The following is a 26,309-nucleotide window of genomic DNA, read 5'->3' as shown; positions in this document are numbered from 1 at the left end:
GACGCACCGCCGGCCGTGGGGCGGCGAGGGCCCGGGACGCGACACGTCCTTGGCCCTCGCCGATCGGTCAGGCGGCGTTACCGGCGCGCATCTCGCGGTGCGCGCGGATGATGTCCGTGTAGCGGTGACCGCTGCCCTTGATCGTGCGGCGCTGCGTGGCGTAGTCGACATGGACGAGACCGAAACGCTTGTCGTAGCCGTACGCCCACTCGAAGTTGTCCAGCAGGGACCAGGCGAAGTAGCCGGCCAGCGGTGCGCCCTTGCGGACGGCGCGGGCGCAGGCGGCCAGGTGCTGCTCCAGGTACCGGGCACGCTCCCGGTCGTCGATGCTGCCGTCGGCGCGGACGACGTCCGGGTAGGCGGAGCCGTTCTCCGTGACGTAGAGCCTGCGCGCGCCGTACTCGTCGGTGAGCCGCAGCAGCAACGCCTCCATGCCGTTCGCGTCGATCTCCCAGTCCATGCCGGTGCGCGGCACGCCGGGACGCTCGACCTGCCGGGCGAAGGGTGCGGGACCGGCGGGATCGTCGGTGACGACCGCGGGGAAGTAGTAGTTCAGCCCCAGCCAGTTCAACGGCGAGGCGATGGTCTCCATGTCGCCCGGCAACTCGGGCAGTTCGACGCCGTACACCTCGAGCATGTCGGCGGGGAAGCCGCGGCCGTGGACGGGGTCGAGCCACCACCGGTTGGTGTGGCCGTCCATCCGCCGGGCCGCCGCGACGTCCTCGTCCCGGTCGCTCGCGGGGGCCACCGTGGACAGATTGTTGACGATGCCGACCTGCGCGCCGGGCGCGGCGGCCCGGATCGCCCCGGCGGCCAGACCGTGGCCGAGCAGCAGGTGGTAGGAGGCACGGACGGCGGCGGTCAGATCGGTCGCCCCGGGGGCCATCCGGCCTTCCAGGTGCCCGATCCAGGCGGAGCACAGCGGCTCGTTGAGCGTGGCCCAGTGCTTCACGCGGTCGCCGAGCCGTTCGGCGACGGCGGAGGCGTACGCCGCGAGGTGATGGGCGGTGTCCCGCTCCGGCCAGCCGCCCCGGTCCTGAAGGGCCTGCGGCAGGTCCCAGTGGTAGACGGTGACGGACGGGGTGATGCCCGCCTCGAGCAGCCCGTCCACGAGCTGGTCGTAGAAATCGAGGCCCTTGACGTTGACCGCGCCGTCGCCGCCCGGCACGACGCGGGGCCAGGCGACGGAGAGGCGGTAGGCGTTGGTGCCCAGCTGCTTCATCAACGCGATGTCCTCGCGCCAGCGGTGGTAGTGGTCGCAGGCGACATCGCCGTGGTCGTCGCCCGCGATCTTGCCGGGGGTGTGCGAGAACGTGTCCCAGATGGACGGCGACCTGCCGTCCTCGGCGACCGCGCCCTCGATCTGGTATGCGGAGGTGGCGGTCCCCCAGACGAAGTCCTGTGGGAGGGCGGCGAGGTCGGTGAACTCGGTCACGGACGTCCTTTCTGACAAGGGATCAGGGAATGGCGCAGCGGGGCGCCGGTCACTTCACGGAGCCGGCGGTGAGTCCGGTGACCAGGTAGCGCTGGAGGAGGAGGAAGCCCGCCACCACGGGGACGGAGACCACGAGCGAGGCGGCCATGATCTGGTTCCAGTACACGTCGTTCTGCGTCGAGTAGCCCTGGAGGCCGACGGCGAGCGTGCGCGTGGTGTCGTTGGTCATGACGGACGCGAAGAGGACCTCTCCCCACGCCGTCATGAAGGCGTAGACGGCGACGGCGACGATGCCGGGGATCGCCGCCGGCACGACGACCCGGAAGAGGGCCTTCAGCGGCCCGCAGCCGTCGACCAGCGCGGCCTCGTCCAGTTCCCTGGGCACCGAGTCGAAGTATCCGATCAGCATCCAGATGGAGAACGGCAGCGAGAATGTGAGATAGGTGAGGATCAGCCCGCCGCGTGAACCGAACAGCGCGACACCGGTCGTGTTCCCGATGTTGACGAAGATCAGGAACAACGGCAGCAGGAACAGGATGCCGGGGAACATCTGCGTCGACAGCACGGACACGGTGAACAACCGCTTGCCCCGGAAGCGGTACCGGCTGACGGCGTACGCGGCGAAGATCGCGATGACCACCGAGCAGACGGTGGCCGCACCGGCCACGACCAGGGAGTTGACGAAGTACTTCGCCAGCGGGACGGTCTCCCAGATGTCGAAGTACGGCCGGATCGTCAGCCCGCTCGGCATCCACCGGAACTCGCTCGACACGTCCTCCAGCGGTTTGAGCGAACTGGAGACCATGACGTACACGGGCAGCAGCACGAAGCCCGTCAGCAGGGTCAGGAAGATCCGCCGCGACCACACGAAGGACCGCGGCGCGGCCATCGGGGACCGGGGCAGGGCGGTGCCGGTCTCTGTGGAGCTATGCATCGGTGGCCTTCCTCCCGCGGGAGGTGAAGAAGAGATGGACGCCCGTCACCAGCAACAGGAAGAGCAACAGCAGTACGGACATGGCCGCACCGGCACCGAAGTTCCAGGTGGCGAACGACGACTGGTAGATGTGGATGGAGATGAGGTCGGCCGCTTCCGGAGCCGACTTGCCGAACAGCACGAACGGCGTGTTGAAGTCGTTGAACGTCCACAGGAACAGCACCAGGACCAGCACCTGGTTGACACTGCGCAGCGACGGCAGCGTGATCTTGCGGATCTGCTGCCACACGCCGGCGCCGTCGAGCGCTCCCGCCTCGTACAGCTCCTTGGGAATGTTCTGCAGACCGGCCATGACGATGAGGAAGGCGAACGGCCAGCCCTTCCACACGGAGACGATGAGCAGCGCCCAGAAGCTGTTGTCGCCGATCAGCCAGAAGGAAGGGCTGTCGGTGAGCCCCAGCTGGTCGTGGAGCACATGGTTGATCAGTCCGTTGTCGCGCTGGAACATGAACGACCAGGTGATGACGGCGGCGTAGACGGGCAGCGCGTACGGCACCAGGAACAGGGCCCGCAGGAAGCCGCGGCCCCTGAACGTCTCCTGCATGAAGACCGCCGCCGCGGTGCCGAGCAGCCAGCACAGGCCGACGGACAGGACGGTGAACAGGCACGTGGTCGTGAACGACCTGAGCAGTGACTCACCGGCCGGCGTGTCGAAGTCGACCGCGAACCTGAAGTTGTCCAGGCCCCGCCACGGGGCGGCTCCCCAGTCGCGCAGGTAGAACTGGGTGAGCTCCTTGAAGCTCATCGCGACGCCGATGACGATCGGCAGCAGGTGGATCAGGATCTCCAGCAGCAGCGCCGGGAGCAACAGCAGGTACGGCAGCGCCGTGCGACGGGTGCGCCCGGGGCGGCGCGGGCCGCGCGCTGCCCCGGGGGAGTTCTTCCCCACGGCCGGTTCCCCGGTGGCCGGGACGGCGGTCGTGTTCATGAGAGTGTCGCTCACTGCTGAGGCATCTGCTGCTGGGCCTTGGCCAGTTCGGCCTTGACCGACTCGGTGGTCACCTCGCCGCCGTCGGCGGCGGAGGCGAAGAGGTTCTTGACCGCGGTGCCCACGACCGTCTCGAACTGCGACTCGCTCGGGACCTGGGGGAGCGCCTCTGCGCTGGTGGCGAGGGTGTCACGCAGGACCTTCAGCTCCGGCCGGTCGAACGCGGGGTCGCTCTGCGCGGCCTTGACCGGCGGTATGGACCCGTAGGTCTTGCAGAGCAGCTTCTGCTCCTCGTCGCTGGTCATGAACTTCACGAACTCCAGGGCGCCGTCGAGGTTCTTGGTGTTCTTGAAGACGGCCATGTTGATGCCGGCCACCATGGAGTTGACGTTCTTGCCCTGGCCCGGAGCGCCCGCCTGGACGGGCACCGGCGCGACGCCCCACTCGTCGTCGCTCATGCCCTGGGACTTGAACGTGGAGGCGGCCGCCTGCCACAGCACCATCGCCGTCTTGTCCTTGGCGAAGTCACTCAGCGACTGGTTCTGAGCGTACTCGGCGTTGCCGGGGGCGATGATCTTGTCCTTCGCCATGAAGTCCACATACTGCTTGACGGCCGCGACGGCGCCGTCGGAGGTGAAGTCGGGCTTGCCCTCGGCGTCGAAGAAGTCGGCACCGTGCTGCTTGCCGAGGACGAACACCTGGTGGATGTTGTTGGACAGGTTCGCACCCTCCGCGCCCAGGGCCCACTTGCCGTCCTTCGACAGCTTCTTGCCGGTCGCGACCATCTCGTCCCAGGTGGCCGGCGGCTTCTCGATCCCGGCGTCCGCGAACATCTTCTTGTTGTAGTAGAGCGCGTACGACATCGAGTACAGCGGCACCGCGGCCGGGTCGGAACCGGCCGTCCCGGTCGAGCCGAGCGCGGCCTCCACGAACCGGTCCTTGCCGCCGATCTTCGAGAAGTTCTTCTCGTCCCACGGCAGCAGCGCGCCGGTGGACTGGAGGGACGCCGACCAGGTGTTGCCGATGTTCAGGACGTCGGGGCCCTGGCCGGAGGTGGTGGCGGTCATGATCCGGGTCAGCAGGTCCGACCACGGGACGACCTCGAGCTTGACCTTGATGCCGGTCCTCTGCTCGAACTTCTTCAGCTCCGGCTCGAGGATCTTCTTGTCGGCCTCGATGTTCGGACCCTGGTTCGATGCCCAGTAGGTGAGGGTCTTGGGCGACTCGTTGGACCCGCCGTCCCCGGTGGCCGAGCCACCACCGCACGCGGTCACGGTGACGAGCAGGGAGACGGCGACCGCACCACTGGCTACAGCTCTGTTTCTGCGCATAACTCCAGGTGTCCCTTCCGGAGGGGTGCCGCGGAGGGGCCGACAGTCTGCGGCTTCAACCTCTGAATGCCCTCACGGCTTAATTTAGGACGTGAGTTAAGCTTTCGCAGGCGACATCGTCAAGGGGTGCGACCCGGCGCGCTTCCGGGACAGCGCTGGCCGAAGGAGCGAAGGATGTCTGGACGAAGCGGGCGGACGGTCAATGACCTGCGGCGGAGCAATCGCGCGACCGTACTGCAACGGTTGTATTTCGATGGCCCCATGAGCAGGCAGGCCCTCGGCCCCGCCACCGGCCTGAGCTCCGGCACCATCAGCAACGTCGTGGGCGAACTTTTGGGCGACGGCCTGGTGGAGGAGGCCGGCAGCATCGAGTCCGACGGCGGCCGCCCCCGCACCCTGGTCCGTGTCGTGCCCGGCAGCGGCTGCCTGATCGGTGTGGACGTCGGTGAGACCCGGGTACGGGTGGAGCTGTTCGACTTCACGCTCACCGAACTGGCGCGCACCGAACGGCCCTTGAACGGTGTCGGCTACGACGTCGGCGTCATCGTGGAACACGTGCACCACGCCATGGAGGAAGTGCTGCACGTGACGGGAGTCGGTCTCGACGGACTCATCGGCGTGGGCGTCGGGGTGCCCGGCATCGTCGCCACCACACCCGAGGGCGGCGCCGTCGTCCACGGCCAGACCATCGGCTGGGACGCGGTCCCCTTGGAATCCCTGCTGCGTGCCTCCTGCCGCCTGCCCGACACGGTGCCGTTCTTCATCGAGAACGGCGCGAGGACCCTCGGCCAGGCGGAGATGTGGTTCGGCGCCGGCCGCGGCGCGCAGAGCGTGGCCGTGATCCTCTTCGGCTCCGGCGTGGGCGCCTGCCACGTCACGGACACCGCCGAACAGGGAAGGGCCCTGGAGTGGGGCCATGTGACGGTCAACGTCGGCGGCCGCCGGTGCCGTTGCGGAGCACTGGGCTGCCTGGAGGCGTACGCGGGGGCGGAGGCCCTCGTGGACCGGTGGCGCGAGGCGGGCGGACAGCCGCCGGAGGGGGCCGACGAGGAGACGGCACTGACGGCCCTGCTGTCCGCGGCGTACCCGGACGGCGGGGAGGGCGCGGATCGGGGCGGCGGCGACGGGGTGCACCGGGGGGCGGTTCCGGGCGGAGGCGACGGGGCGTATCGGCACGGCGGCCATGAGTCGGTTCCGGACGGCGGCGAAGGGGCGGATCCCGTGGCGCTCGCTGTCGTGGAGGAGACCGCGGAGTATCTGGGTGCCGGGCTGTCCGGCCTCATCAATCTCTTCCAGCCGGAGCGCATCCTCGTCGGCGGATGGGCCGGGCTCCAGCTCGGCCCGCGCTTTCTCGCCGCCGTGAGGGAGCACGCCACGTCGTACTCGCTCCGCTACCCGGCCGGTCGGGTGACCATCGAGTTGGGCCATCTGGGGCCGGACGCGGTGACGGTCGGGGCGGCCACCCTGCCCCTGGCCGGCTTCCTGGCGGGCGGCGGCAGACCGGCGGAGCCGGTGCGCGAAGCGGTACCGCCCGCATGGCGGTCCGCGCTGGAAGGCCGGGTGTCGAGCTGACAGCGGGGGAGTGGACGGGGGCCGCCGCCGGGCCCGGGCCCGCTCGCCGGTCGGCTGCGTCAGGGTTTCGGCCCGTGACCGATCCCGGCTCTGCCGTCGGGCTTGAGACAATGGAATCGCACGCCCTTGCCTACCGCTGAGGAGTTCGCCGTGGCAGTCGAACCCGACCGACCCGCCCGCCCGCAGGCCGGGTCCGTTCGAATCGTGGAGGCGGACGGCCGGAACGCCGTCCTGGTCTTCTCCGGTGTCCTGGACACCCACGCGCTGCCTGAGCTCGAGGAACGGCTCCTCGACCCACGGTTGCGACAGGCCGGCACCTGGGTGCTGGACATGAGCGGTCTCGAGCGGATCGACCTCGCGTGCGCCTACGGCCTGCTCCGCGCCGTGACCATCGCGCCGACTTCGGCCGGCATCACGGTCCGAGGCGCCCGCCGTGGCGTGGTGCGGATCCTGCGGCACGCGGGCGTCGACGCGGTGGCGACGATCGAGACATGACCGGCGACGCCGGTCCGGGCCGGGGCCGCACCCTGTCCGGTGCCCGATGCCCCGCCGCCGTGCGGCGACGCCCCCTCCCGCACCGCCGGCCGATCATGCACCCGCCGCTGGACCACGTGTCGGTCCGCAAAACGGGCGCCCTATCGCCCGCCCGGCCGGACACCGTCCCGCGAGGTGCGGGCCCCGTCGAGGAAAGCGCCGAGCCCGGCGTCGAAGGCCACCGACGAGCCGGCGAACAGCACCGTCTCGTCGGGCGCTACGTAGACCTTTCCTCCGCCGCGGACCGCGTGCACGACGCACACGCCGGCGCCGTCCTCCAGCGCGACGACGTTCAGGCTCGCGTCGGTCGTGACGTCCGGCAGCCAGGTCCTGCCGATCTCTGCCAGTCGGCCGACATCGACCGTGGTCACCGGCCTTGCCTCTCTCCGCTGTCGGGGGGTGTCGGCATCCCCGCCCGTCGCCCCCGGCACCGGGCGCACGGGCACATCGATGCCGATGACGGTGAACGGCTCGACCAGGACCGCGTACTGCTCCGCCGTGATGCGGGCACGTTCGCGGACGGCCCGTGCCGCGATGGTGCACAGCCCGATGGCGTCGGAGTGCAAGTACGTTCGGAATGAGGAGAGTTCGTCCGCTCGCGGGAGCAGTGCCTTCCTCACCGCGTGAGAGAGTTCGGAGCTCTCCGACGCTGACGGCTTCAACGCCCGGCTCGCCTCTCGGCCGCCCGCCTTCCACAGCCGGAGCGCGTGATCGGACGCGCCGGCGAGCGCTTCCGGAGACAACCGGGTGACCGCTTCGACGAACCGCGCGGTCGCGTCGTCCAGCATGGGAGGCCTCCTCGAGGGTGGTCGCGGGTCGACCCAGTGTGCCCCCCGCTCGCTGGAGCGCGTCCGGCAGGTCGGTGACGCACGCGCCGCGGGGATCAGCCGGTGACGTACTGCTCGGCGTATTCCTCTGTGGGGGCGATGGGCGTGATGACGTCGATCAGGACGCCGTTGGGATCGGCCACGATGAAGTGCCGCTGCCCGAAGTCCTCACTGCGTAGTCCAAGGACCGGGTGCAGCCCTTCGCCGATGACGAGCCGTTCCCATTCCGCGTCCACGTCCTCCACTTCGAAGTTGAGCAGCAGACCCTGTGCGGGTGCCCGGTGGCCTTCCGGGATCGTCGGGTGGGTGTGGTCGAGGAGGGCGAGCTCGTACCCGGGATCTCCAGGCAGGCGCAGGCTGATGTACCAGTCGGCCTCGAACGTCGTCTCGAACTCCAGCAGCCGCGTATAGAAGTCGCGGGACTCCTGCAGCTTCGCTGTGCCGATCACGGGATAGAAGCCGGTGAGCTTCATGGTGGACCCCTTTCGCATACCATCGGTATGAGAGTGAAGCTATTCACATACTGTTGGTATGTCAATGAGGAGTGCGATGCGGCAGCACGGCATCCGGGCGCAGCAGCGGGAGCAGACCAGGCAGGCGCTGCTCCGGGAGGGGAGGCGCCTGTTCTCAGGTCGTGGCTACGGCGCTGTCGGCCTGGCGGAGATCGTCCAGGCGGCCGGGGTGACCAAGGGGGCGCTCTACCACCACTTCACCGGCAAGGCGGACCTCTTCCGCGCCGTCCTGGAGGAGTTGCAGCAGGAAGTGGGCCGACGCGTGGCTGCGGCCGCCGACGCCGTAGGCGACCCGTGGGCCCAGCTGACAGCCGGCTGCCAGGAGTTCCTCACGGCGACCACCGATCCGGACGTCCAACAGGTCATGCTCGTCGACGGGCCTGCTGTGCTGGGATGGAGCCGATGGCGTGCGATGGACGAGGCCGCCTCTGCCCGCCACCTCGCCGACGCGTTGTCCGGCCTCATCGACGCAGGGATCATCGCCCCGCAGCCGGTCGCCCCGCTGGTCCACCTGCTGTCGGGGGCGATGAACGAGGCGGCCCTCTGGCTGGCGTCCTCCTCCGACCCCGAAGACCTGCCCCACACCAAAGCCGCGTTGGGGCAACTGCTTGAGGCGCTGCGCACCGACGGGGGCGCGGCTGCCTGAGTTGCTTCAGGATGTCCGCCCTGACCGGCGTCCGCTACGACCCCGACTCCCGCAGTTTCTGCTACTGCAGGCGCACCGATGGGTGAGCGGCGGAGCGGACGGCGCGCGGCGGCATCTCGTCGACCGCGCGGGTGAATGTTCTGCCGACGGGTCCATCGGGAGCCTGGCTCGACCGGGCAGCGCGCCATACTGTGCAAATGTCCGCACAGGAGAGAATTCCCCCGCTGATCCACCAAACGTGGAAAGACTCTGACATTCCTGCGGAATGGCAGGAGTGGGCCGATTCCTGGCGTCTGAACCACCCCGACTGGGGGTATCGGCTGTGGACCGATGCGGACAATCGCGCATTCCTCGAGGAGCACTATCCGTGGTTCCTGCCGATCTACGACGGCTACCCCGAAGCAATCATGCGGGCGGACGCGATTCGTTACTTTCTGCTCGACCACTTCGGCGGGCTGTACGTGGATATGGACTTCGAGTGTCTCCAGTCCGTCTCCGGCATTCTTGACGGGCGCGCCCTCGTCCTCGGCTGCGAGCCGGATGTGCACACCCGGCTGCTTCTGGCTCGCCGGCGCGGATTCGACCGCATCGTCGGCAACGCGTTCATCGCGTCGCGGCCGGGCCACCCGTTCTGGACCCACGTGCACCGCCAACTCGTCAGTGCGCACAAGCTGCCCAGCACCTTGGACGCGACAGGGCCGTTCTTCCTCACCCGAGCGGTCGACAGCGCCCCTGCGGCCGACTCGATCACGGTTCTCGGCCCGGAGGTGCTGTACCCAAAGGTGAGCCCGTACGCGACAGAACTGTTCGGGCCGCAGGAAACCGACTACGACAGCGCGTTCGCGGTGCACCACTGGTCGGACAGTTGGGCGTTCGAAAAATCCACGCCGCCGCGGATGTCGGCCGGTAAACGGTTTCCGTTCTGGGTGAGCCAGGAACTGCAACCGTCGGCTGACGGCATGCTCAGCCTCGACACCCAGCGACGCCGCTGGGCCTCGGGCGCGCCCGCACCGACGGTGTCATGCCTGATGGTCACCAAGGACCGCTCGGCGACGGCGCGACGCGCGATCACGTGTTTCCGTGACCAGACCTACCGGAATCTGGAACTGGTAGTCGTGGAGGACGGCACCGACGACGCCCTGGAGCAGCACATCCGCAATCTGGGCGACCCCCGGATCTGCTATCACCGGCTCCCCCGGAGGGGCGGACGCTGGGCGAGCTGCGCAACGAGGCGGTGGACCGGGCCACCGGGCCCTATGTGTGCCAGTGGGACGACGACGACCTGTACGACCCGGAGCGGGTCGAGACGCAGATGGCGGCGATTCTCGCGCTCGGCGCCGAGGCGTGCTTCCTCGCCCGGGAGCAACTGTGGTGGCCGGACCGGCGCAAGCTCGGGGTCTCCTGCGCACGGGTCTGGGAAGGGTCGATGGTGTGTGCGACCGACCGGATCCCGCGCTACCCTGCGCAACGCCGGGGCGAGGACACCCCGGTGGCGGAAGAAGTGGTGCGGACCTGCCGGGTCGTAACGGTCGATGCGCCCCAGCTGTACACGTATGTGTGCCATGGGGCCAACACTTTCAACGAGTCCCATTTCGCGGAACACTTCGACGTGGCGACCGAGATCTGGGCCGAACCCGCTGTTTACGCCGAGCGGTTGCTGGCCATGGCGGCCCGGCTGCCGATCGAGCCCGGGGACATCGCCCATGCGGAGACCGGCACCACCATCGACCGTACCCCCGAGCGGGAACCGCGGCCGACTGCCGTGTCCGCGACGGCATCGGCGAGTGAGCGGCCCTTGCTGCTGGTACTCAGCCCGCTCAAGGACGCTGCCGCGTTCCTTCCCGGCTATCTGGACCGCCTTCGCACGCTGGACTACCCCCGCGAGGCGATCTCGTTGGGGCTGCTGGAGGGCGACAGCAGGGACGCGACACCGGAGATGCTGCAGCAGGTCCTGCCCCGGCTCGAGGCGGAGTACCGGCGGGTCACGCTTGTGCGCCGGGACTACGGGCTCCAGTTGGCCGGACCTCGTTGGGAACCCGGCATCCAGCGCCGGCGCCGGTCGGTGCTGGCCAAGGTACGCAACCACCTGGTCTCACGGGCCCTCGCCGACGAGGAGTGGGTCCTGTGGCTCGACGTCGATGTCACCGGCTACCCGGCCGACCTGGTCCAGCGTCTGCTCGGCGCACGAAAGGACATCGTCGTTCCGCACTGTGCCACCGCGCCCGGCGGGCCTACGTACGATCTCAACACCTTCGTCCTTCACCCGAGGGCCGGCACGCTCAACTGGTCCCAGTGGCTGCGTGACGGCATCCTGCAGCCCCCGAAGGGGTTCGGCCGGATGTACCTCGACGAGTTGCGCGGGCAAGGGCTCCTTCGCGTCGACTCGGTCGGCGGCACCGCATTGCTGGTACGCGCCGACCTTCACCGTGACGGTCTGATCTTCCCGTCCTTCCCTTATCAGCACCTCATCGAGACCGAGGGATTCGCCGCTATGGCCCGGGACATGGGTGCCGCTTGCTGGGCAATGCCCGACCTGGAAGTGCTGCACCCGCACCATGCCCAGGCGCCTGCACACGCCGAGGCCGTTCCGGTTTCCTGAGGCAGGGCCGCGAGGGGCCGGTGCAGCCGTAGCGGAGGGTAGTCGTTTTGACACGTTTGGTAGTCAATCTTACGGTGGTCTTACTGCCCTGCCGCGACGTTCACCGGCATCCCGGGGCAGATCCCCCCACAGAAAGGCGCCACCGTGAAAGCCCGCGCCATCACTTCCCTGGCTCTTCCCGCCGTTCTGGCCACCGCCGGACTGGTCGGCACCGCAGAGGCGGCATACGCCTCCCTCGGTCCGGATCCGGCGGCCTCCGCGAAGCACGGACAGCAGATACAGCCCATAGGCGACGTCACCCTCACGCAGGGGACCGGAACCCACTGCCCTCCGTTCGGCAACGTCACAGTCACGGACTACGGACACTGCTGCACGCCCGTCGGCAACGTCACGGTCGCGGACTACGGGTACTGCTGCACGCCCGTCGGCAACGTCACGGTCGCGGACTACGGGTCCTGCTGCACGCCCGTCGGTAACATCACGATCCCGGACTACGGGTACTGCCGCGACGACGATCACCACGACCACTGGCCCAACAGGCCTCACCACGCGGCGCTCGAACTCCACAGCTAGCACGCGGTTCAGCAGGTCGGCTCCGGCGCGGCCCCGGAACGGGGACGGGGCTGCGACGCCCGGCCTGCCACCCGCGACCACACTTCCAGGATCCTCCTCTCCCGTTTCCGTTCCGAAGCGAAGGACGGCGCATGCCCAGTTCCCACCCCGTGGTCTCGGTGGTCATCCCGTGCCATGACTACGGCCGTTATCTGCCCGAGGCGGTGTCCAGCGTCGTTTCCCAGACGTTCCGCGACTGGGAGATCGTCATCGTCGACGACGGTAGTACCGACAACAGCGTCGAGGTGGCCGAGGCCCTGATCGCCCGTAACCCCGACCGGCGCATCAGGCTGCTCCAGCAGGCCAACGCCGGCGTGTCCGCCGCGCGGAACACCGGGATCGAGGCCAGCGCCGGCCGGTACATCCTTCCATTGGACGCCGACGACGTGATCGCAGCCACGATGCTGGAGAAGACCGTCGCGGTCCTGGACAGCGAGCCCGCCATCGCCATCGCCTCGACCGATGTGTTCGCCTTCACCGACGACGATCTGCCTCCGCAGGCGATGCCCTTCCCCGCCTACAGCAGGGAACTGCTGCTTCAGCGGCTGATCATGTTCTACTGCTCGCTGTTCCGCCGCGAGGCATGGGAAACCGTCGGCGGGTACAACGAGAGCATGAAGGCCGGAGAGGACTGGGATTTCTGGGTCGGCTGCGTGGAGCACGGCTTTGATGCTCACCACATCCATGAGCCGCTGTTCGGGGCGCGCAACAAGGACACAGGACTGCACGTGGAAGCCGTCGAGAACGACCTTGCGATCCGAGCGCGGATCGTGGCCAACCACCCGGGCCTGTTCAAGCCGATCACCCGTAACTGGGCGGAGGCCGTACTCGGCCAGGACGCGGACGCCTGTCTGCGGGACGAGCACGTGCCCGACGACATCCTCACCCGCGCTGCCGAGATGGACCAGTTCCTGACTGCGGTCATGGCCCTGCAGCGCACGACGCGGGTGCAGTACTACCACATCAAGCGGCTGGAGAAGGCGCTGGCCGCTCAAACCGGCACCGCCGGCCTGCCCACTCGTGAAAAGGACGCGTCCGAGACGGTTCCCGCCCTTTGACGGCTGCCGGAACGTACCTCGCTGAGCCTACGTAGCACGGACGCCGGCACTACGGGCTGATCCAGAATCCTTCCCGTACGGCCCGGAACATCGCTCTGGTGACAGAGAAGGCGCCTGACGGGAACCCCGGTCAGGCGCCTTCCTCAGCCCCGAAGGCCTTCTCGCCCGTCCTCACCTTCTGACTCACGTCGGCGTGAGGCGGGAACGGCTCCTCAATTGCCGTGCACGCCCTCGGCGGAGGCCGCATCCGGTCGGGTCAGGAACGGCCGCAGCACTGCCGTCCCTTCCTCGAGTCCGACCTTCATGGCGAAGTCGAACCGGTCCACTTCCACACACAACTCCACATCGGCGGGGTGAGCACCCCGCCGGCGCCCGCCGCGCAGGTCGTCCGCGGCCGGGGAGGTGCGGGCGCGGTGCAGGTAGGGGCCGGGGTCGACCCGATCCCCGGCCAGGAGCCGGTCCAGGTACTCGGCACAGGCCAGATCCTCGGCCGCACGGCCGTCCTCTCCGGTGGCAACGAACGTCACCGAGTCGGCGCCGGCATCCGCCAGGGCCCGGGCCGTCGCGCCGGCCACGACGAAACTGGCGCACATCGCCAACTTCGCTTCGACGACCGCCAGCGCCCCGACCGTGCCCGCAGTCGTCTTCTGGATCACGGTGCGGCCGGCCAGGTCGGTATCCCTGATCAGGCCGGGGGAGTTGGCCAGGTCGAAACCGCTGGCCGGTGCCCCGTCCTTGAGCGCGAGCCAGCCCGGGTGACACGCCTTGATCGCCAGTGCCTCGTCCTGGTCGGCAGCGAGAACGATCTTGTCTGCCCCGCGGTGGAAAACCCATGCGGCGGTGGTGAACGCCCGCATCACATCGATCACAACGGCCACCTGTTCGGTGCCGTCCACCTCGGGGATTCCGACCACTCGCGAGTCCATGCCGGGATCGTCGCAGCCGACTGAAGCGGTCCACAAGACACGCTGACGATCTCTCGGCGCCCGGACGGCAAGGCTCACTCTCGGGACGAGTCTCCGTAGCGGGTGGCAATCGCGGTGGCGCGGTTGCGGAGGGCGGTGCGCAACGCCTGCGGGGCCAGGGCTTCCGCGTCCGTGCTGAGCTGCCACAGTGCCCATTCGGCGTGCCGGAGATCCTGGAACGTCACCTCCAGCCGCAGCCGTCCGTCTGCGTCGGGTTCCTCCGCGCGTACGGCCAGCGCGGTGTCCAACAGTTCCTCCCGCCGCGCCGGGTCCACCCGTACCGGCACGGTGATGTGGTCGCCGCCGGAGAGAAATCGCGCGGAGCGTTCCCGCCAGATCCGGTCCAGGTCGACCCGGTTCGGTCGCTGTGCCGTCTCGGGGAGTTCCTCGGCGGCCAGCACCCGCGACAGCCGGTAGGTACGGTCCGCGCCGGATCTCGTGGCCAGCAAGTAGCCCCGGTCGCGTACGGTGACCAGGCCGATCGGGTCCACCGTGCGCCACTGCGGGGTCTCGCCTGTGGCCGCGTAGTGGATGCGCAGCTTGTGTCCGGCCAGCACCGCGCGCCTGACCTCGACCATGGTGGTGTCGGGTACTTCCTCGTCGACCAGCCGCCGTGAGAGCAGGTCGGTCTCCGGGTCGACGAGAAAGCGCTGGGCAGCGTCGCTTGCCGAAGCCCGATGACTTTCTGGCAGCGCGTCGACCACCTTCCGCATGGCCGAAGCGAGCGCCGAGCCGAGGCCGAACACCAGCTCGCCGCGCGCTGATCCGGCGGTCAGCAAGGCGAGGGCCTCGTCGTGGTTCAGTCCGGTGAGCTCGGTCCGGAAACCGGGCGACAGTGCGAAACCCCCGTGTCTGCCGCGTTCGGCGTAGACCGGGACGCCGGCGGCGGACAGCGCCTCGATGTCGCGCAGCACGGTGCGGGTGGACACCTCCAGCGCGCGGGCCAGGGTGTCCGCTGTCAACCGACCGCGCTGGCGCAGCAGGAGCACCAGTGAGACCAGCCGATCGGCACGCATACGAGAACTCTAAGGGAATACATGACTGAGGGTGTCGTGATTCGTTGGGAGGCTCGTTGCCGCGACGTCGAGGCCGGCGGCCACCGAGCCGATGGACGTGCGAATCCGATGAATCGAATGGAGATGATGTGGCAGTGGAACGAACTGCGGTCAACCCGGTGACGTGGTCGGTGGAGATGGGGTTCAACCAGGGTGAGGTCGTCTCCGGGCACACACGGACCCTGTACATCTCGGGACAGACCGCGATGAGCGGCGACGGCAAGCCCCAGCACGACGGCGACATGGCAGCGCAGTTGACGCTGAGCATCGACAACGTTGAGGCCGTGCTCGGCGAAGCCGGCATGTCACTCGCGAACCTTGTCCGGCTCAACGTCTACACGACCGACGTCGATCTGCTCTTCCAGAACTACGGCGTGCTGGCGGCGCGGTTGGGCGCCGCAGAGGTGGCGCCGACCACCACGATGCTCGGGGTGACGCGACTGGCGATCCCCGGCCAGATGGTCGAGCTCGAGGGGACCGCAGTCGCGTAACGCGACCTCGCCGCGCCTGTTGCTCGTGCCGGTCGAACCGGCACGAGCAACAGGCAGATGCCTGATCACCTGCGCTCGACGGTGATGACGACGCAGGCCACCGCGATGAAGTTCAGACGCGTTCCAGCGGACGGTGCGGCCCCGCAGGCAGCTCGACGGCGATCGTGTCGCCGGATCGCACGGTTCCGCCCTGCCGGACCACTCCCATGACCTCGGACTTGAAGGCGAAGTCCCCCGTCGCCGGGTCGAGTTCGAAGACCTCCTTCAGGAGGCCCTTCCGGAACGTGTCGATCTGCGAGCACGGATTGCGCAGCCCTGTCACCTCTACGATCGCCTCTTCACCGAGGTGCAGCAGTGCGCCGGTGGGCAGACGCAGGAGGTCGATCCCGCGCGTGGAGACGTTCTCACCGAGCTCGCCCGCGGCCACGGTGAAACCCTTCAAGGCCAGCTCGTCGAAGAGTTCCTCGTGCATGAGATGCACTTGACGCAGGTTGGGCAGATGCGGCTCGTGCCGCATACGGAACCGATGCTTGATCGTTTCCCCCGCGTGGACATCGCCCTCCACGCCGAGACCGGCGAGCAGTGTGATGCTCTCGCGGTTCGGCTTGCTGAACGAATACGTCCCGTTGCTGCTCACAGCCGTGACCCGCGCCATCGTCGTGCCCACTTCTCGTAGCTGGTGCGTTCTCGCACCCGCCAAGCGTAGAGGGCCGGCGCCGATGCGCGACGGTGGGCCTTCCCGAACCCCGGCCGGGTTCGCTGATCTCGTGCGGACGGCTGCTGAGCCGGCCCCGGCCCGATCAGTCGGCGTCGGGTCCCTGCTCCGCCGCGGTGTCGTAGGTGGCGCGTCGCCTCGGCGATGACGGACCGATGCCGCTCGGCCCGCCCCACCAGGCCGGTCAGCGAGGCGTGGAGCTCCCGAGCCATGGGCGTGAGGCTGTACTCGACCTTGGGCGGCACGGTCGGGTGGACGGTACGGACCAGTAGGCCGTCCCGCTCCAGCCTGCGCAGGTTGAGGGTGAGCATCCGTCGGCTGAAAGAGGGTGCTGATCACTGTCCTCCGGAGGAGTCGGCCGGTTCGCCGTCCGGTTGGCGGTGCGGGCCGGGGCCCACGTGATCGCGTCCGTAGGCTCGCCGCCCGCGGGGAGGGGTTGGCCGAGCTCGGCGCCGACGAGGTGCTGATCGGCCTGGAGGCACTCCACCGACCGGTCGACGTGGTCATCGACAGTGTCGGCGGCCCCCAACTGGTCGCCGCATGGAATCTGCTTGCCCCCCGGGGGCAGTGTTCAGAGCGTCGGCTGGACGTCCGGGGAGCCGGCGGCCTTTCCTCCGTATGCGATCGTCGGCCCGGCCAAGTCGCTGACCTCCTTCGTCATCGAGGGCGACACCGGCCCGGACCTTGCCGTGCTCAGCGAACCGGCCGCTGAGGGAGCCGTCACCGTGGAGATCGGCTGGCAAGGATCCTGGGACCGCTTCGACGAGGCGGCCGAGGCGCTTCGCGGGCGTCGGATCTCCGGAAAGGCGGTCCTGGAAGTGGCCACCGGGTGAGCTGCTGCACGCCCCGGCGCCGTCTCCCCGGGGTCGGTGGTGCATCGCTGCACCTGGCAGCAGGTGCCGGCGTCGACGAGCACCGGGCAGGGTCCGGGCCGCCTCGCGGCCCCGGCCCCCGGGCCGCTGCGCACGACGGTCCCCGGCGGGCGGTCGACACCGCTCGCCGGGGACCGGTCAGCCGTTGGGCTACGGCTTCTCATCGGCGTGGAGAGCGCTCACCTCCTCGGCGGTGAGTGCCTTGTCAAAAGCGTGCACCTGGTCGATCGCGCCGTTCCAGAAGTCGACGTTCCCGCCGTTCCACCGGGCGCGGCCGACGGACAGAGGGCCGGTGCTGACGTCGGCCGGGCCCGGCTCGGCGGTCGCGACCAGCTTGCCGTCGAGGTACAGCTTGATGTCGTTGCTCGCGGTGTCGCGCACGCCGACGAGGTGGTACCAGCGCCCCAGTTGGGGAACGGTCTCCACGCGGGCGCGGTGGCCGCCGGGTGTGCTGAACGCGAAGGCGCCCTGCCCGTACTGGAGGTAGAACGGGTTCTCCTGGCGGCGGCCGTCCTGGCTCACGGCGGTCGCGTAGTTGCCGGGGACCGCGTCGAGCGTGACCCAGGCGGAGACGGAGTAGCTCTTGGTGGTGTCGAGCACCGGGCCCTCGGTCTGGGCGAACTGGCCCTGGCCGTCGAGCTTCAGCGCGCTGCCGCTGACCCCCGGGGTCCAGGTGGTGCCGTCGGTGAGCTCCAAGGGCTTGTTGTTGGGACCGTCGTCCCGTGCGGTGCTCCCCTTGCCCTCGTCGAGGGCCCAGTGCCCGCCGCCCTTCAGCTCGTCACGCTCGCCCGCGGCCGCGCCGGCCGCGATGATCCTGCGGTTGATGTCGCGCACCTTGACCGGGTCGACCTTGATCTCCCGGCGGTCGTAGGTGTACAGCCCGTTGAGCTCGTTCTCCAGGTCGGAGATCTGGGTGTACACGGAGCCTGACAGCTCGGCCCCCGCCTGCTCGAGGTAGAACTTCTCGGTGTTCTCGACGTACTTGCGGGTGAGCGCGTCCTTGTCCGCCACACCGCTGTAGATCACCGTGGGAGCGCCCGGCCACATGTGGCCCGGGGTGCGCAGCGTGAAGCCTCCGTGCTCACCGTCCATCGCGGCCCGGTTCGCGTCGGGGAAGGCCGGGTCGGTGTTGTTGTAGTCGTGGTGGTCGATGATGTCGCCCTTGCCCGAGTCGCCCTTGGAGTTGCAGCAGTTGACGCCGCTGTGGGCATTGACGACACGGGACGGGTCGGCGGCCTTGACGGACTCGGCGATGCGGCCGCTCTCCTCGCGGCTCCACTCGCCCCAGCCTTCGTTGAAGACGATCCAGCCGATGACGGAGGGCGAGTTGTGATGCTGGCGCATCATCTCCCGGCCCTGGTCGACGAAGGCCTGCTGTCCCGTCTCGTCGGTGATGTTCCCGGAGACGAAGTCCTGCCACACCAGCAGGCCGAGCCGGTCCGCGTGGTAGAACCAGCGAGGCGACTCCACCTTGATGTGCTTGCGGACGGCGTTGAAGCCGAGCTTCTTGTGGGCCTGGAGGTCGAAGGCCAAAGCCTTGTCGCTGGGCGGGGTGTAGAGGCCGTCGGGCCAGAAGCCCTGGTCGAGCGTGGCGAGGGAGAAGATCGGCTTGCCGTTGAGCACGAGCTTCTGGAAGCCGCCGACCTTCTCGATCCCGATCTTGCGCATGCCGAAGTAGCTGTCGATCCTGTCGGTCGACCTGCCGTCGGTCAGCTTGACGTCGAGGTCGTAGAGGTACGGGTCGTCCGGGGTCCACAGGTGCTGCTTCGCCACGGGCAGCCGCAGCGTGCTGTTGGCCCGCCCGCTGACCTTACCGACGACCTCGCCCCTCGCGTTGCGGGCGACGGCCTCGACACGGGCGTTCGCGGAGGCGTTGTCGGACTCGACGGTCACGGCCAGGCTGCTGGTGTCGATGTCGGGCGTGGTGACGACGTTGTCGATCGAGGCGTCGGCGACCGGTTCCATCCAGACCGTCTGCCAGATGCCCGACGTCTGGGTGTAGAAGATGCCGCTCGGATGGGTGGACTGCTTGCCCATCGGCTGGTTCGCGCCGCCGGTGTCGGTGACCGCGACGACGACCTCCTGCGGTCCGGTGCCCTTGAGCACGTCGGTGACGTCGGCACTGAAGGCGTTGTAGCCGCCGGTGTGTTCGGCGACCTGCTTGCCGTTGACCCAGACGCGGGCCCGGTAGTCGACGGCGCCGAAGTTGAGCTTCAGCCGGTTGCCCTTGCCGACCTTCCAGTCCCGGGGCACGTTCACCAGCTTGCGGTAGAACATGTGGTCCTCGTGCCGCTCGAGCCCGGACAGCTGCGACTCGACCGGGAACGGCACGACGATCTTCTCGTCGAGATCCTTGCCGAAGACCGGCTGCTCACCCGCCGCTGCGCCGCTGAACTGCCAGGGGCCGTTGAGGTTCTTCCATTTGCCGCGCACCTGCTGCGGGCGGGGGTACTCCGGCAGCGGATTGTTCTTGTCGACCTTGTCACCCCATGCCGTGGTGAGCCGGTGCTTGGAGGCATTCTGCGCCGAGCGGATGATCTGCGGCACGGTTCCGGTGCCGGCCTTGAGGCCGCCTTCACCGTCGTACTCCACCTTGACCTGCTGGTTCTTCTGGATCGGCGCCGCGAGGGTGACGAGCAGGGAGTTGGGGTCGCGGGGGTCGACGGCGACCGACTTGATCGGCATGGCCGTCGTGTCGGCCTCGATCTTCAGGTGGTCCTTGACCGCCTCGATGCCGCCGACCTCGTTCTCGAACCGCGCCCGCATCTGCCGGCCGTCCCCGGCGACGGACAGTTCCACCGGGTAGACCTGGAAACCGGCGGGCGGGGTGAAGGCCGACTCGGGCACCAGTTGCTTGCCCATCGACGGACTCGACCAGCGCAGGAACATGTTCGCCCCGCCGAAGTCCTGGAACATCTCCAGACGGAACTCGTGCTTCTCGCCGGCGGTCAGCCTGACCGGTGCACTGGTCTGCTCCCTGTCCCAGTCCGGCTCCCAGTGGTCGATGACGGGCTTGCCGTCGATGAACAACCGGAAGCCGTTGTCGCCGATGCCGTAGAACGTGTAGTCCCCGGTGGCGGGCGCCTCGATCATGCCCGTCCAGCGGGCGGTCGTGTGCTCCGCACGCCCGGTCAGCGACTCGAAAGTGGACGCGAGACCGGGGAAGTTGATCTGCGGATCGAGTGATACGCCGCCGAGGTCGGCGAAGTCCCGGGCACCGGGCGCCGACATGCTGAAGTACTCGCCCTTGAGGCCGTGCACCTCGATGGCGGCGTTCTCGGCGGCGGACGCGGACACGGTGCTGATCGGCTCGGCGGCCGACGCGGTGGGCACCAGGCCGCTGACCGGCAGTGCCAGGACGGCCGCGGTCAGCAGCGCCCACAACCTGGTTCTGGGGCGGGTGAGTTGTCTTGTCATCGAATCTTTCCTCGCACAGAGGGATCGGAGCCGGGCCTGTGAGGAGTGGATGCGCAGATGGGATCCGGTACGGGGGTGTCCGCCCTCGAGGAAGGCGGCCGCCGGGTCCGAGCACGCTCGTCGGAGCGGGCCGACGGCCGTCGAGCACCATGGGGCAGGGCACCGGCGCAGGCAGCGGCCGGCGTCCCTTGCCGGCCACTGTTCCATCGTTGGAAAACTGTGTGCAGCGGAATGAGAGCACGCCGCCCGGCCGCTGTCCAGGCCCCGCGCAGACCGGCTCAGGGGGCCGTCCGTGGCGTCAACGGGCCATCGTGTGAACACATTTGGGAAACGTCGCGCAACACCCTTGCCGCGTGTCGACCGGCAGCTATATAACGTTGTAAATCCGAGGTGGCCAACGGCCGTTCGGACGCGTTCGACCTTCTTTTCCCCAGGTCGGAGTTGATTCCGACCAGCCTGCCGGACCGGTCGCAGGCCGAAATCTCCGTACCCACGCCGCCCGACCGCACGCCACTCGGCGGTGCGCTCACCCCGCCTAGGAGTGTCCTGAGATGACCATCCCGAAGAGATCTCGCTCGCTCACCGTCGCCTGTCTGCTCGCCGCCACGGCGACGTTGGCCGTGTCCGGCTGCGCGAAGTCGGAGACCACGAGCAACGCCGGCGGTGACAGCAGCCAGGCCGCCCAGGCGGCCGAGACGCCCGCAGGCAGCTCCGGTTCCGGCTGCACGCTCGAGACCTACGGCGCCCCGAAGCTCGACCTGAAGGACGCGGTCGTCGGCTTCTCCCAGTCCGAGAAGGAGGCCAACCCCTTCCGTATCGCGGAGACGCAGTCCATCAAGGACGAGGCCGCGAAGGTGGGCGTCAAGAAGCTGCTCACCACCAACGCGCAGTCCCAGTTGTCCAAGCAGATCAGCGACATCCAGGACATGCTCGCCCAGGGCGCCCAGTTCCTCATCGTCGCCCCGCTGAACTCCGACGGCCTGGAGCCCGCCTTCAAGGCCGCCGCAGCCAAGAAGGTCCCGGTCCTCACCATCGACCGCAAGGTCAACGCGGGCGCCTGCAAGGACTATCTGGCCTTCCTGGGCTCGGACTTCGTCGAACAGGGCAAGCGGGCCGCCGACGCGATGATCAAGGCGACCGGCGGCAAGGGCAAGGTCGCCATCCTCCTCGGGGCATCCGGCAACAACGTCACCACCGACCGCACCAAGGGCTTCGTCGACCAGGTCGCCGCCGAGGCGCCCGGTCTGGAGATCGTCGCCCAGCAGACCGGCGAGTTCGCCCGCGACAAGGGCCAGCAGGTCATGGAGCAACTCATCCAGTCCAAGCCGGACATCACCGCCGTCTACGCGGAGAACGACGAGATGGCACTCGGCGCCCTCACCGCCCTGAAGTCCGCCGGCAAGAAGCCCGGCAAGGACGTCAAGGTCGTCTCCATCGACGGCACACGCAACGCCGTCCAGGCCCTGGCCGACGGCGAGATGAACGCGGTCATCGAGTCCAACCCGCGCTTCGGTCCGCTCGCGTTCGCCACCGCGCAGAAGTTCTACGCCGGCGAGGAGATCCCGGAGAACGTGATCATCAGCGACCGGTCCTACGACGCGTCCAACGCCAAGGCGTCCATCGGTGGAGCGTACTGACCGAGCTCGCTCCGGGCCGCCGCGGTGCTCCTGCCCGCGGCGGCCCGGGAACCATCCCACACGATCTCCGGAAGGCCGAGTTCATGGCATCCCCCGAAGCGGCAGCCCCCGCGGCGACCGGCGAACCGCCGTCACTCACGCCGACGGTGCTGGAGGCCCGCGGCGTCAGCAAACGCTTCCCGGGCGTGGTTGCCCTCGACGACGTCTCGTTCACCCTGCGTGCGGGAGAGACCCACGCGCTCGTCGGCGAGAACGGGGCGGGCAAGTCCACGCTGATCAAGGTACTGACCGGCGTGCACCGCCCCGACGGCGGCGAGTTGCTGTTGTCAGGACAGCTCGTGCACTTCGCCCGGCCCTTCGAGGCGCAGCAGGCCGGCATCTCCACGATCTACCAGGAGGTGAACCTCGTCCCCCTGATGAGCGTGGCCCGCAACATCTTCCTCGGCCGCGAACCGAGGACCCGGCTGGGACTCATCGACTTCGGGCGGATGCACCGCGAGGCCACCACCCTGCTGGAAGGCTTCCGTGTCACCGTGGACCCCCGCCGGCCCCTGCACACGCTGGGCGTCGGCACCCAGCAGATGGTCGCGCTGGCCCGCGCCGTGTCGGTCCGCGCCCAAGTGGTGATCATGGACGAGCCCACCTCGTCCCTGGAGCCGCGCGAGGTCGAGACCCTCTTCCGGGTCATCGGCGACCTGCGCCGGCAGAACATCGCCGTCCTCTACGTCAGCCACCGCATGGACGAGCTGTACCGCATCTGCGACCGTGTCACCGTGCTCCGCGACGGCCGCCACATCCACACCGGCGACCTGGCGGACCTCGAGCGGGTGCAGCTGGTGTCCATGATGCTCGGCCGGGAGATCACCGAGGTCCGCCGGCACGGTGTGACCAGCTTCGGCGACGAGGACCACGACATCGCGCGCAGGCCGGTCCTCACCGCGGACGGACTGACCAGCAGGCACCGGCTCGACGACATATCGCTGGATCTGCACCCCGGCGAAGTGCTCGGTCTCGGCGGCCTGCTGGGGTCGGGACGCAGCGAGACGGCCAAGGCGCTCGCCGGCGCGCTGGCCCTGGACAAGGGAACGATCAGCGTGGCGGGCCGGGTGCTCCGCAGGATCTCCTCCGCGAGCGCCATCCGCGCGGGGATCAGTCTGCTGCCCGAGGACAGGAAGGCCGAGGGCATCGTGCCGGGCCTATCGGTGCGCGAGAACATCGTGCTCGCCGCCCTGCCCCGGCTGTCCCGCGGCGGCATCGTGTCCCGCAAGCGGCAGGACCGCATCGTCGACATCTTCATGAAGCGTCTGCGCATCAAGGCGTCGAGTCCCGAGCAGAAGGTCGGCGAACTGTCGGGCGGCAACCAGCAGAAGGTGCTGCTCGCCCGCTGGCTGTGCCTGGAACCCAAGGTGCTGCTGCTCGACGAGCCCACCCGAGGCATCGACGTCGGTGCCAAGGCCGAGGTGCAGGCGCTCATCGACGAGCTCGCGCAGGAGGGGCTCGCCGTGCTGCTGATCTCCTCCGACATCGAGGAGCTCATCGAAGGGTCCGACCGGATCGTGGTCCTGCGGGGAGGGGCGACGGCAGGCGAGCTGACGGGTGACCAGGTCAGCGAAGCCGCGCTGCTCGCGGTGCTCGCCGACCACGCGCCCGCGCCGGTCCCGCCGGAGGCGGAGACCGGCGCCCGCGCCGACGCTGACGTCGACGCCGAGACCGGCGCCCGCGCCGACGTCGACGCCACCGGCCCGATCGTCCCTGCCCCGGCCGCGGGCCCCGACGCGACCCCCGACCGAGCCACGCTTCCGGACCCGGGCCTGGACCCGGACGAGGACCCGGGCCTGGACCCGGGCCAGGACCCAGACCTGGACCAGGGCCCGGGCCAGGCCTCGTACCCGGGCCAGGCCCGGGGCCGGGACCAGGCCCCGGTTCCTGACCAGGCCGCAGCCGATGGCCCGGCCGACGTCCCCGCAGAGCTCCCGGCCGAGGCCCCGGCCGTCAAGGAGGACCTCCGATGACCACCCACGCCCCCGCAGCGCCGGCGCGGAGCCTGCAACGGCTGCCCGGACCCGCGTGGTTCCAGGAGTACGGGGTGTACGCGGCGGTGGCCGCGCTCCTCCTCTTCAACGCCTTCTTCACCGAGCACTTCCTCACCGCCGACAACCTCCGCACCCAGTTGATCCAGGTCGCCCCGGTCGTCATCGTGGCCCTGGGCATGGCACTGGTGATCGGTACAGAGGGTGTCGACCTGTCGGTGGGTTCCGCCATGGCACTGGCGGCGGCCGTACTGCCGCTCTACCTCGGCTACGGCCTCGTACCCGCTCTGCTGATCGCGCTCCTTGCGGGTGCGGTGGTCGGCGCGGTGAACGGCACCCTCGTATCGGTGGTGGGCCTGCAACCCATCGTCGCCACACTCGCACTGTTCGTCGGAGGCCGGGGGATCGCCCTGGTCATGGCGGACGGGCAGCTCAAGCAGATCTCCAACCCCGACCTGCTGGCCCTCGGCACCGGAAGCTTCCTCGGTGTCCCGCTCGTCGTCCTCATCGCCGGAGTGCTGGCGCTCGCCGTCGCCTTCCTCGTCCACCGCACCACCTTCGGGCGGCAGGTCGTCGCGATCGGCGGCAACCGGTCCGCCGCGGCCCTGGCGGGCCTGCCCGTCAAGCGGGTCCTCACCGGCGTCTACATCCTGTGCGGCGTACTCGCGGCGCTCGCCGGCATCCTCGCCACCGCCCGCCTCACCGCCAGCGACCCCTCCTCCTTGGGCAACCTGATGGAGCTGTCCGCGATCACCGCGGTGGTCGTCGGCGGGACACCGCTCAGCGGCGGCTCCATCCGCGTGCTGGGCACCGTCGCCGGAGCGCTGCTGATGCAGTTGCTGCGCGCCACGCTCGTCAAGCACGACCTGCCCGACTCGACCGCCCAGATCGCCCAGGCGGCCATCATCATCGTCGCCGTCTATGTCGCACGGGAGCGCCGATCCCGATGAAACTCTCCTCAGTTCTCGACCCCGCCGGGACACGAGTACCGTCGCCCGGGCCCGGCGGGCAGGCCGGCCCGGAAGCCGGGACCGGCGTGTCCGGCGGACAGCGCGTCGCCTCGCTCGTCCAGCGGCAGGGCGTGCTCGCGGTCCTGCTCCTCGTCGTCGTGATCGCCTCCTTCGTCTATCCGACGTTCGCCACGCTCGACAACGCCCGTGGTGTGACGGTGCAGGCGTCCTTCCTCGCCATCGTCGCGCTGGGCATGACCATGGTGATCATCACCGGTGGCATCGACCTGTCCGTCGGCTCGGTGTTCGCCCTCGGCGGCGTACTCGCCGCATGGGCCTCCCAATGGGGCGTGCTTCCCGCCCTGTTGGTGCCGCTGGTGGTCTGCGGAGCGATCGGCGCGCTCAACGGAGTGCTCATCGCCCGCGTGGGCATGGCTCCCTTCATCGTCACGCTCGCCTCCCTGCTGGGAGCCCGCGGACTGCTGCTCGCCATCACCGACGAGGGCGCCACCACCTACCTTGTGCCCAAGGACTCGGCGTTCGCCGAGCTCGGCCAGGGCAGCGTCTGGGGCTTCGGCCATCCGATCCTGATCGCCCTGGTGCTCTTCGCCGCCGGCGGCGTGGTACTCCAGCGCACCTCGTTCGGTCAGACACTCTTCGCGGTGGGCGGCAGCAGCGACGCCGCCGTGCTCATGGGTCTTCCCGTGGCACGCGTCAAGCTCACTGTCTATCTGCTGAGCGGACTGCTGGCCGGCCTGGCCGGGGCGATCAACGCGGCACGGCTCTCGTCGGGCGTGACCATCATCGGCGTCGGCATGGAACTCGACGCGATCGCCGCCGTCGTCATCGGCGGGACGCTCCTCGTCGGCGGCGCAGGATCCCTCAGCGGCACCCTGTGGGGCGTGCTCCTACTGGCGGTGATCCAGAACCTCATCAACCAGATCGGATCGCTCAACTCGTCCTACCAGTCCGTGGTCAGCGGCGGATTCCTCATCGTCGTCGTGGTCGCGCAGCGGTACCTGGCGCGAAGCCGAAGAACCGCTTGAACCGGGCGGTGACCGCGGACCTCGGGGACCATGTCCGCGGGCCGCCGCCCGGGCAACCACCCCCGGAGCTGGACAACCCGGCC

At 69.1% G+C, this 26,309-nt stretch carries 22 protein-coding genes and 3 pseudogenes; 14 read left to right on the top strand and 11 right to left on the bottom strand.

Going from position 1 to position 26,309, the window contains the following annotated elements; all coding sequences use genetic code 11:
• Nucleotides 1–67 precede the first annotated feature (67 nt).
• The 4 genes from GLX30_RS02380 to GLX30_RS02365 are packed head-to-tail and all read right to left on the bottom strand — an operon-like array spanning nt 68 to nt 4,688.
• Nucleotides 68–1,435, bottom strand: a complete 1,368-nt coding sequence (locus GLX30_RS02380; RefSeq protein WP_159682937.1) for a GH1 family beta-glucosidase — start codon at nt 1,433–1,435, stop codon at nt 68–70.
• A gap of 49 nt (nt 1,436–1,484) precedes the next feature.
• The gene (locus GLX30_RS02375) at nt 1,485–2,324 is read right to left on the bottom strand and encodes a carbohydrate ABC transporter permease (RefSeq protein WP_159694810.1); all 840 of its coding nucleotides are present in this window, start codon (nt 2,322–2,324) and stop codon (nt 1,485–1,487) included.
• Nucleotides 2,325–2,361: 37 nt separating this feature from the next.
• Nucleotides 2,362–3,357: a sugar ABC transporter permease gene (locus GLX30_RS02370; RefSeq protein WP_159694811.1), complete on the bottom strand. Its 996-nt coding sequence runs from the start codon at nt 3,355–3,357 to the stop codon at nt 2,362–2,364.
• 11 nt (nt 3,358–3,368) lie between these two features.
• Nucleotides 3,369–4,688: a sugar ABC transporter substrate-binding protein gene (locus GLX30_RS02365; protein ID WP_159682935.1), complete on the bottom strand. Its 1,320-nt coding sequence runs from the start codon at nt 4,686–4,688 to the stop codon at nt 3,369–3,371.
• A gap of 174 nt (nt 4,689–4,862) precedes the next feature.
• Here GLX30_RS02365 and GLX30_RS02360 point away from each other — a divergent pair, with 174 nt between their 5' ends.
• Both GLX30_RS02360 and GLX30_RS02355 read left to right on the top strand, forming a co-directional pair.
• Nucleotides 4,863–6,260, top strand: coding sequence for an ROK family transcriptional regulator (locus tag GLX30_RS02360; RefSeq protein WP_159682933.1), 1,398 nt, complete (start codon nt 4,863–4,865; stop codon nt 6,258–6,260).
• Nucleotides 6,261–6,410: 150 nt separating this feature from the next.
• Complete coding sequence (locus tag GLX30_RS02355; protein ID WP_159682931.1) at nt 6,411–6,755, top strand: STAS domain-containing protein; 345 nt, start codon at nt 6,411–6,413, stop codon at nt 6,753–6,755.
• A gap of 140 nt (nt 6,756–6,895) precedes the next feature.
• Here GLX30_RS02355 and GLX30_RS34915 read toward each other — a convergent pair whose 3' ends face one another.
• Nucleotides 6,896–7,582 (bottom strand): hypothetical protein, encoded by a 687-nt coding sequence (locus tag GLX30_RS34915; RefSeq protein WP_244257965.1) that lies wholly within the window; start codon nt 7,580–7,582, stop codon nt 6,896–6,898.
• Nucleotides 7,583–7,677: 95 nt separating this feature from the next.
• A complete protein-coding gene (locus GLX30_RS02345; RefSeq protein WP_159682929.1) occupies nt 7,678–8,094 on the bottom strand; it encodes a VOC family protein in 417 nt (138 codons plus the stop codon).
• Nucleotides 8,095–8,170: 76 nt separating this feature from the next.
• On the opposite strand from GLX30_RS02345, the gene GLX30_RS02340 reads away from it, so the two are divergent.
• The 6 genes and pseudogenes from GLX30_RS02340 (at nt 8,171) to GLX30_RS02325 (ending at nt 13,048) form a co-directional block, all read left to right on the top strand.
• Nucleotides 8,171–8,779 (top strand): TetR family transcriptional regulator, encoded by a 609-nt coding sequence (locus GLX30_RS02340; protein WP_159694808.1) that lies wholly within the window; start codon nt 8,171–8,173, stop codon nt 8,777–8,779.
• Between the two features lie 197 nt (nt 8,780–8,976).
• A pseudogene (locus tag GLX30_RS34910) lies at nt 8,977–9,927 on the top strand (glycosyltransferase); the annotation flags it as partial.
• 86 nt (nt 9,928–10,013) lie between these two features.
• A pseudogene (locus GLX30_RS36040) lies at nt 10,014–10,070 on the top strand (hypothetical protein); the annotation flags it as partial.
• Between the two features lie 198 nt (nt 10,071–10,268).
• Entirely contained in the window at nt 10,269–11,378 is a 1,110-nt protein-coding gene (locus tag GLX30_RS34905) for an ANP1/MMN9/VAN1 family protein (protein ID WP_244257963.1), read from the top strand.
• Between the two features lie 144 nt (nt 11,379–11,522).
• Nucleotides 11,523–11,951 (top strand): hypothetical protein, encoded by a 429-nt coding sequence (locus GLX30_RS02330; protein WP_159682927.1) that lies wholly within the window; start codon nt 11,523–11,525, stop codon nt 11,949–11,951.
• Between the two features lie 131 nt (nt 11,952–12,082).
• Nucleotides 12,083–13,048 (top strand): glycosyltransferase family A protein, encoded by a 966-nt coding sequence (locus GLX30_RS02325; protein ID WP_159682925.1) that lies wholly within the window; start codon nt 12,083–12,085, stop codon nt 13,046–13,048.
• A 212-nt stretch (nt 13,049–13,260) separates the two neighbouring features.
• Here GLX30_RS02325 and GLX30_RS02320 read toward each other — a convergent pair whose 3' ends face one another.
• Nucleotides 13,261–13,974 carry a 2-phosphosulfolactate phosphatase gene (locus GLX30_RS02320; RefSeq protein WP_208545547.1) on the bottom strand — a complete coding sequence of 238 codons (714 nt, stop codon included), beginning with the start codon at nt 13,972–13,974 and terminating at the stop codon, nt 13,261–13,263.
• A gap of 74 nt (nt 13,975–14,048) precedes the next feature.
• Nucleotides 14,049–15,029, bottom strand: coding sequence for a WYL domain-containing protein (locus GLX30_RS02315; RefSeq protein WP_159682923.1), 981 nt, complete (start codon nt 15,027–15,029; stop codon nt 14,049–14,051).
• 134 nt (nt 15,030–15,163) lie between these two features.
• Between GLX30_RS02315 and GLX30_RS02310 the strand changes: the two genes are divergently transcribed.
• Nucleotides 15,164–15,559: a RidA family protein gene (locus GLX30_RS02310; RefSeq protein ID WP_159682921.1), complete on the top strand. Its 396-nt coding sequence runs from the start codon at nt 15,164–15,166 to the stop codon at nt 15,557–15,559.
• Nucleotides 15,560–15,671: 112 nt separating this feature from the next.
• Here the strand turns inward: GLX30_RS02310 and GLX30_RS02305 are convergent, their stop codons facing one another.
• The gene (locus GLX30_RS02305; protein ID WP_159694806.1) at nt 15,672–16,214 is read right to left on the bottom strand and encodes an MOSC domain-containing protein; all 543 of its coding nucleotides are present in this window, start codon (nt 16,212–16,214) and stop codon (nt 15,672–15,674) included.
• A gap of 145 nt (nt 16,215–16,359) precedes the next feature.
• Nucleotides 16,360–16,594 (bottom strand): annotated as a pseudogene (locus tag GLX30_RS35805) (helix-turn-helix domain-containing protein); the annotation flags it as partial.
• Between the two features lie 231 nt (nt 16,595–16,825).
• Between GLX30_RS35805 and GLX30_RS02295 the strand changes: the two are divergent.
• Nucleotides 16,826–17,107, top strand: coding sequence for a hypothetical protein (locus GLX30_RS02295; RefSeq protein ID WP_159682919.1), 282 nt, complete (start codon nt 16,826–16,828; stop codon nt 17,105–17,107).
• A gap of 189 nt (nt 17,108–17,296) precedes the next feature.
• On the opposite strand, the gene GLX30_RS02290 is transcribed toward GLX30_RS02295, so the two are convergent.
• Entirely contained in the window at nt 17,297–20,563 is a 3,267-nt protein-coding gene (locus GLX30_RS02290; protein WP_159682917.1) for a LamG-like jellyroll fold domain-containing protein, read from the bottom strand.
• A 551-nt stretch (nt 20,564–21,114) separates the two neighbouring features.
• Here GLX30_RS02290 and GLX30_RS02285 point away from each other — a divergent pair.
• From GLX30_RS02285 to GLX30_RS02270, 4 genes are all read left to right on the top strand, one after another.
• The gene (locus tag GLX30_RS02285) at nt 21,115–22,200 is read left to right on the top strand and encodes an ABC transporter substrate-binding protein (RefSeq protein ID WP_159682915.1); all 1,086 of its coding nucleotides are present in this window, start codon (nt 21,115–21,117) and stop codon (nt 22,198–22,200) included.
• 146 nt (nt 22,201–22,346) lie between these two features.
• Nucleotides 22,347–24,212: a sugar ABC transporter ATP-binding protein gene (locus GLX30_RS02280; RefSeq protein WP_244258409.1), complete on the top strand. Its 1,866-nt coding sequence runs from the start codon at nt 22,347–22,349 to the stop codon at nt 24,210–24,212.
• The gene (locus GLX30_RS02275) at nt 24,209–25,180 is read left to right on the top strand and encodes an ABC transporter permease (protein ID WP_159682913.1); all 972 of its coding nucleotides are present in this window, start codon (nt 24,209–24,211) and stop codon (nt 25,178–25,180) included. Before GLX30_RS02280 ends, GLX30_RS02275 begins: the two co-directional genes overlap by 4 nt.
• Nucleotides 25,177–26,226: an ABC transporter permease gene (locus GLX30_RS02270; RefSeq protein ID WP_159682911.1), complete on the top strand. Its 1,050-nt coding sequence runs from the start codon at nt 25,177–25,179 to the stop codon at nt 26,224–26,226. The genes GLX30_RS02275 and GLX30_RS02270 overlap by 4 nt, the downstream gene beginning before the upstream one ends.
• The last annotated feature ends 83 nt before the right edge of the window (nt 26,227–26,309 follow it).

The organism is Streptomyces sp. Tu 2975 (assembly GCF_009832925.1).
Classification (GTDB): Bacteria; Actinomycetota; Actinomycetes; order Streptomycetales; family Streptomycetaceae; genus Streptomyces.
Note: the sequence above shows the minus strand (reverse complement) of the source record. Positions and strands in the feature narration are given on the sequence as shown.

Bases quoted from the DNA above. Each gene is read 5' to 3' on its own strand.
- GLX30_RS34915 (WP_244257965.1), bottom strand. From the start codon at position 7,582: ATGCTGGACGACGCGACCGCGCGGTTCGTCGAAGCGGTCACCCGGTTG.
- GLX30_RS02270 (WP_159682911.1), top strand. From the start codon at position 25,177: ATGAAACTCTCCTCAGTTCTCGACCCCGCCGGGACACGAGTACCGTCG.
- GLX30_RS02275 (WP_159682913.1), top strand. From the start codon at position 24,209: ATGACCACCCACGCCCCCGCAGCGCCGGCGCGGAGCCTGCAACGGCTG.
- GLX30_RS02290 (WP_159682917.1), bottom strand. From the start codon at position 20,563: ATGACAAGACAACTCACCCGCCCCAGAACCAGGTTGTGGGCGCTGCTG.
- GLX30_RS02285 (WP_159682915.1), top strand. From the start codon at position 21,115: ATGACCATCCCGAAGAGATCTCGCTCGCTCACCGTCGCCTGTCTGCTC.
- GLX30_RS02375 (WP_159694810.1), bottom strand. From the start codon at position 2,324: ATGGCCGCGCCGCGGTCCTTCGTGTGGTCGCGGCGGATCTTCCTGACC.
- GLX30_RS02315 (WP_159682923.1), bottom strand. From the start codon at position 15,029: ATGCGTGCCGATCGGCTGGTCTCACTGGTGCTCCTGCTGCGCCAGCGC.
- GLX30_RS02305 (WP_159694806.1), bottom strand. From the start codon at position 16,214: ATGGCGCGGGTCACGGCTGTGAGCAGCAACGGGACGTATTCGTTCAGC.
- GLX30_RS02320 (WP_208545547.1), bottom strand. From the start codon at position 13,974: ATGGACTCGCGAGTGGTCGGAATCCCCGAGGTGGACGGCACCGAACAG.
- GLX30_RS02360 (WP_159682933.1), top strand. From the start codon at position 4,863: ATGTCTGGACGAAGCGGGCGGACGGTCAATGACCTGCGGCGGAGCAAT.
- GLX30_RS02370 (WP_159694811.1), bottom strand. From the start codon at position 3,357: ATGAACACGACCGCCGTCCCGGCCACCGGGGAACCGGCCGTGGGGAAG.
- GLX30_RS02325 (WP_159682925.1), top strand. From the start codon at position 12,083: ATGCCCAGTTCCCACCCCGTGGTCTCGGTGGTCATCCCGTGCCATGAC.
- GLX30_RS02340 (WP_159694808.1), top strand. From the start codon at position 8,171: ATGCGGCAGCACGGCATCCGGGCGCAGCAGCGGGAGCAGACCAGGCAG.
- GLX30_RS02365 (WP_159682935.1), bottom strand. From the start codon at position 4,688: ATGCGCAGAAACAGAGCTGTAGCCAGTGGTGCGGTCGCCGTCTCCCTG.
- GLX30_RS02345 (WP_159682929.1), bottom strand. From the start codon at position 8,094: ATGAAGCTCACCGGCTTCTATCCCGTGATCGGCACAGCGAAGCTGCAG.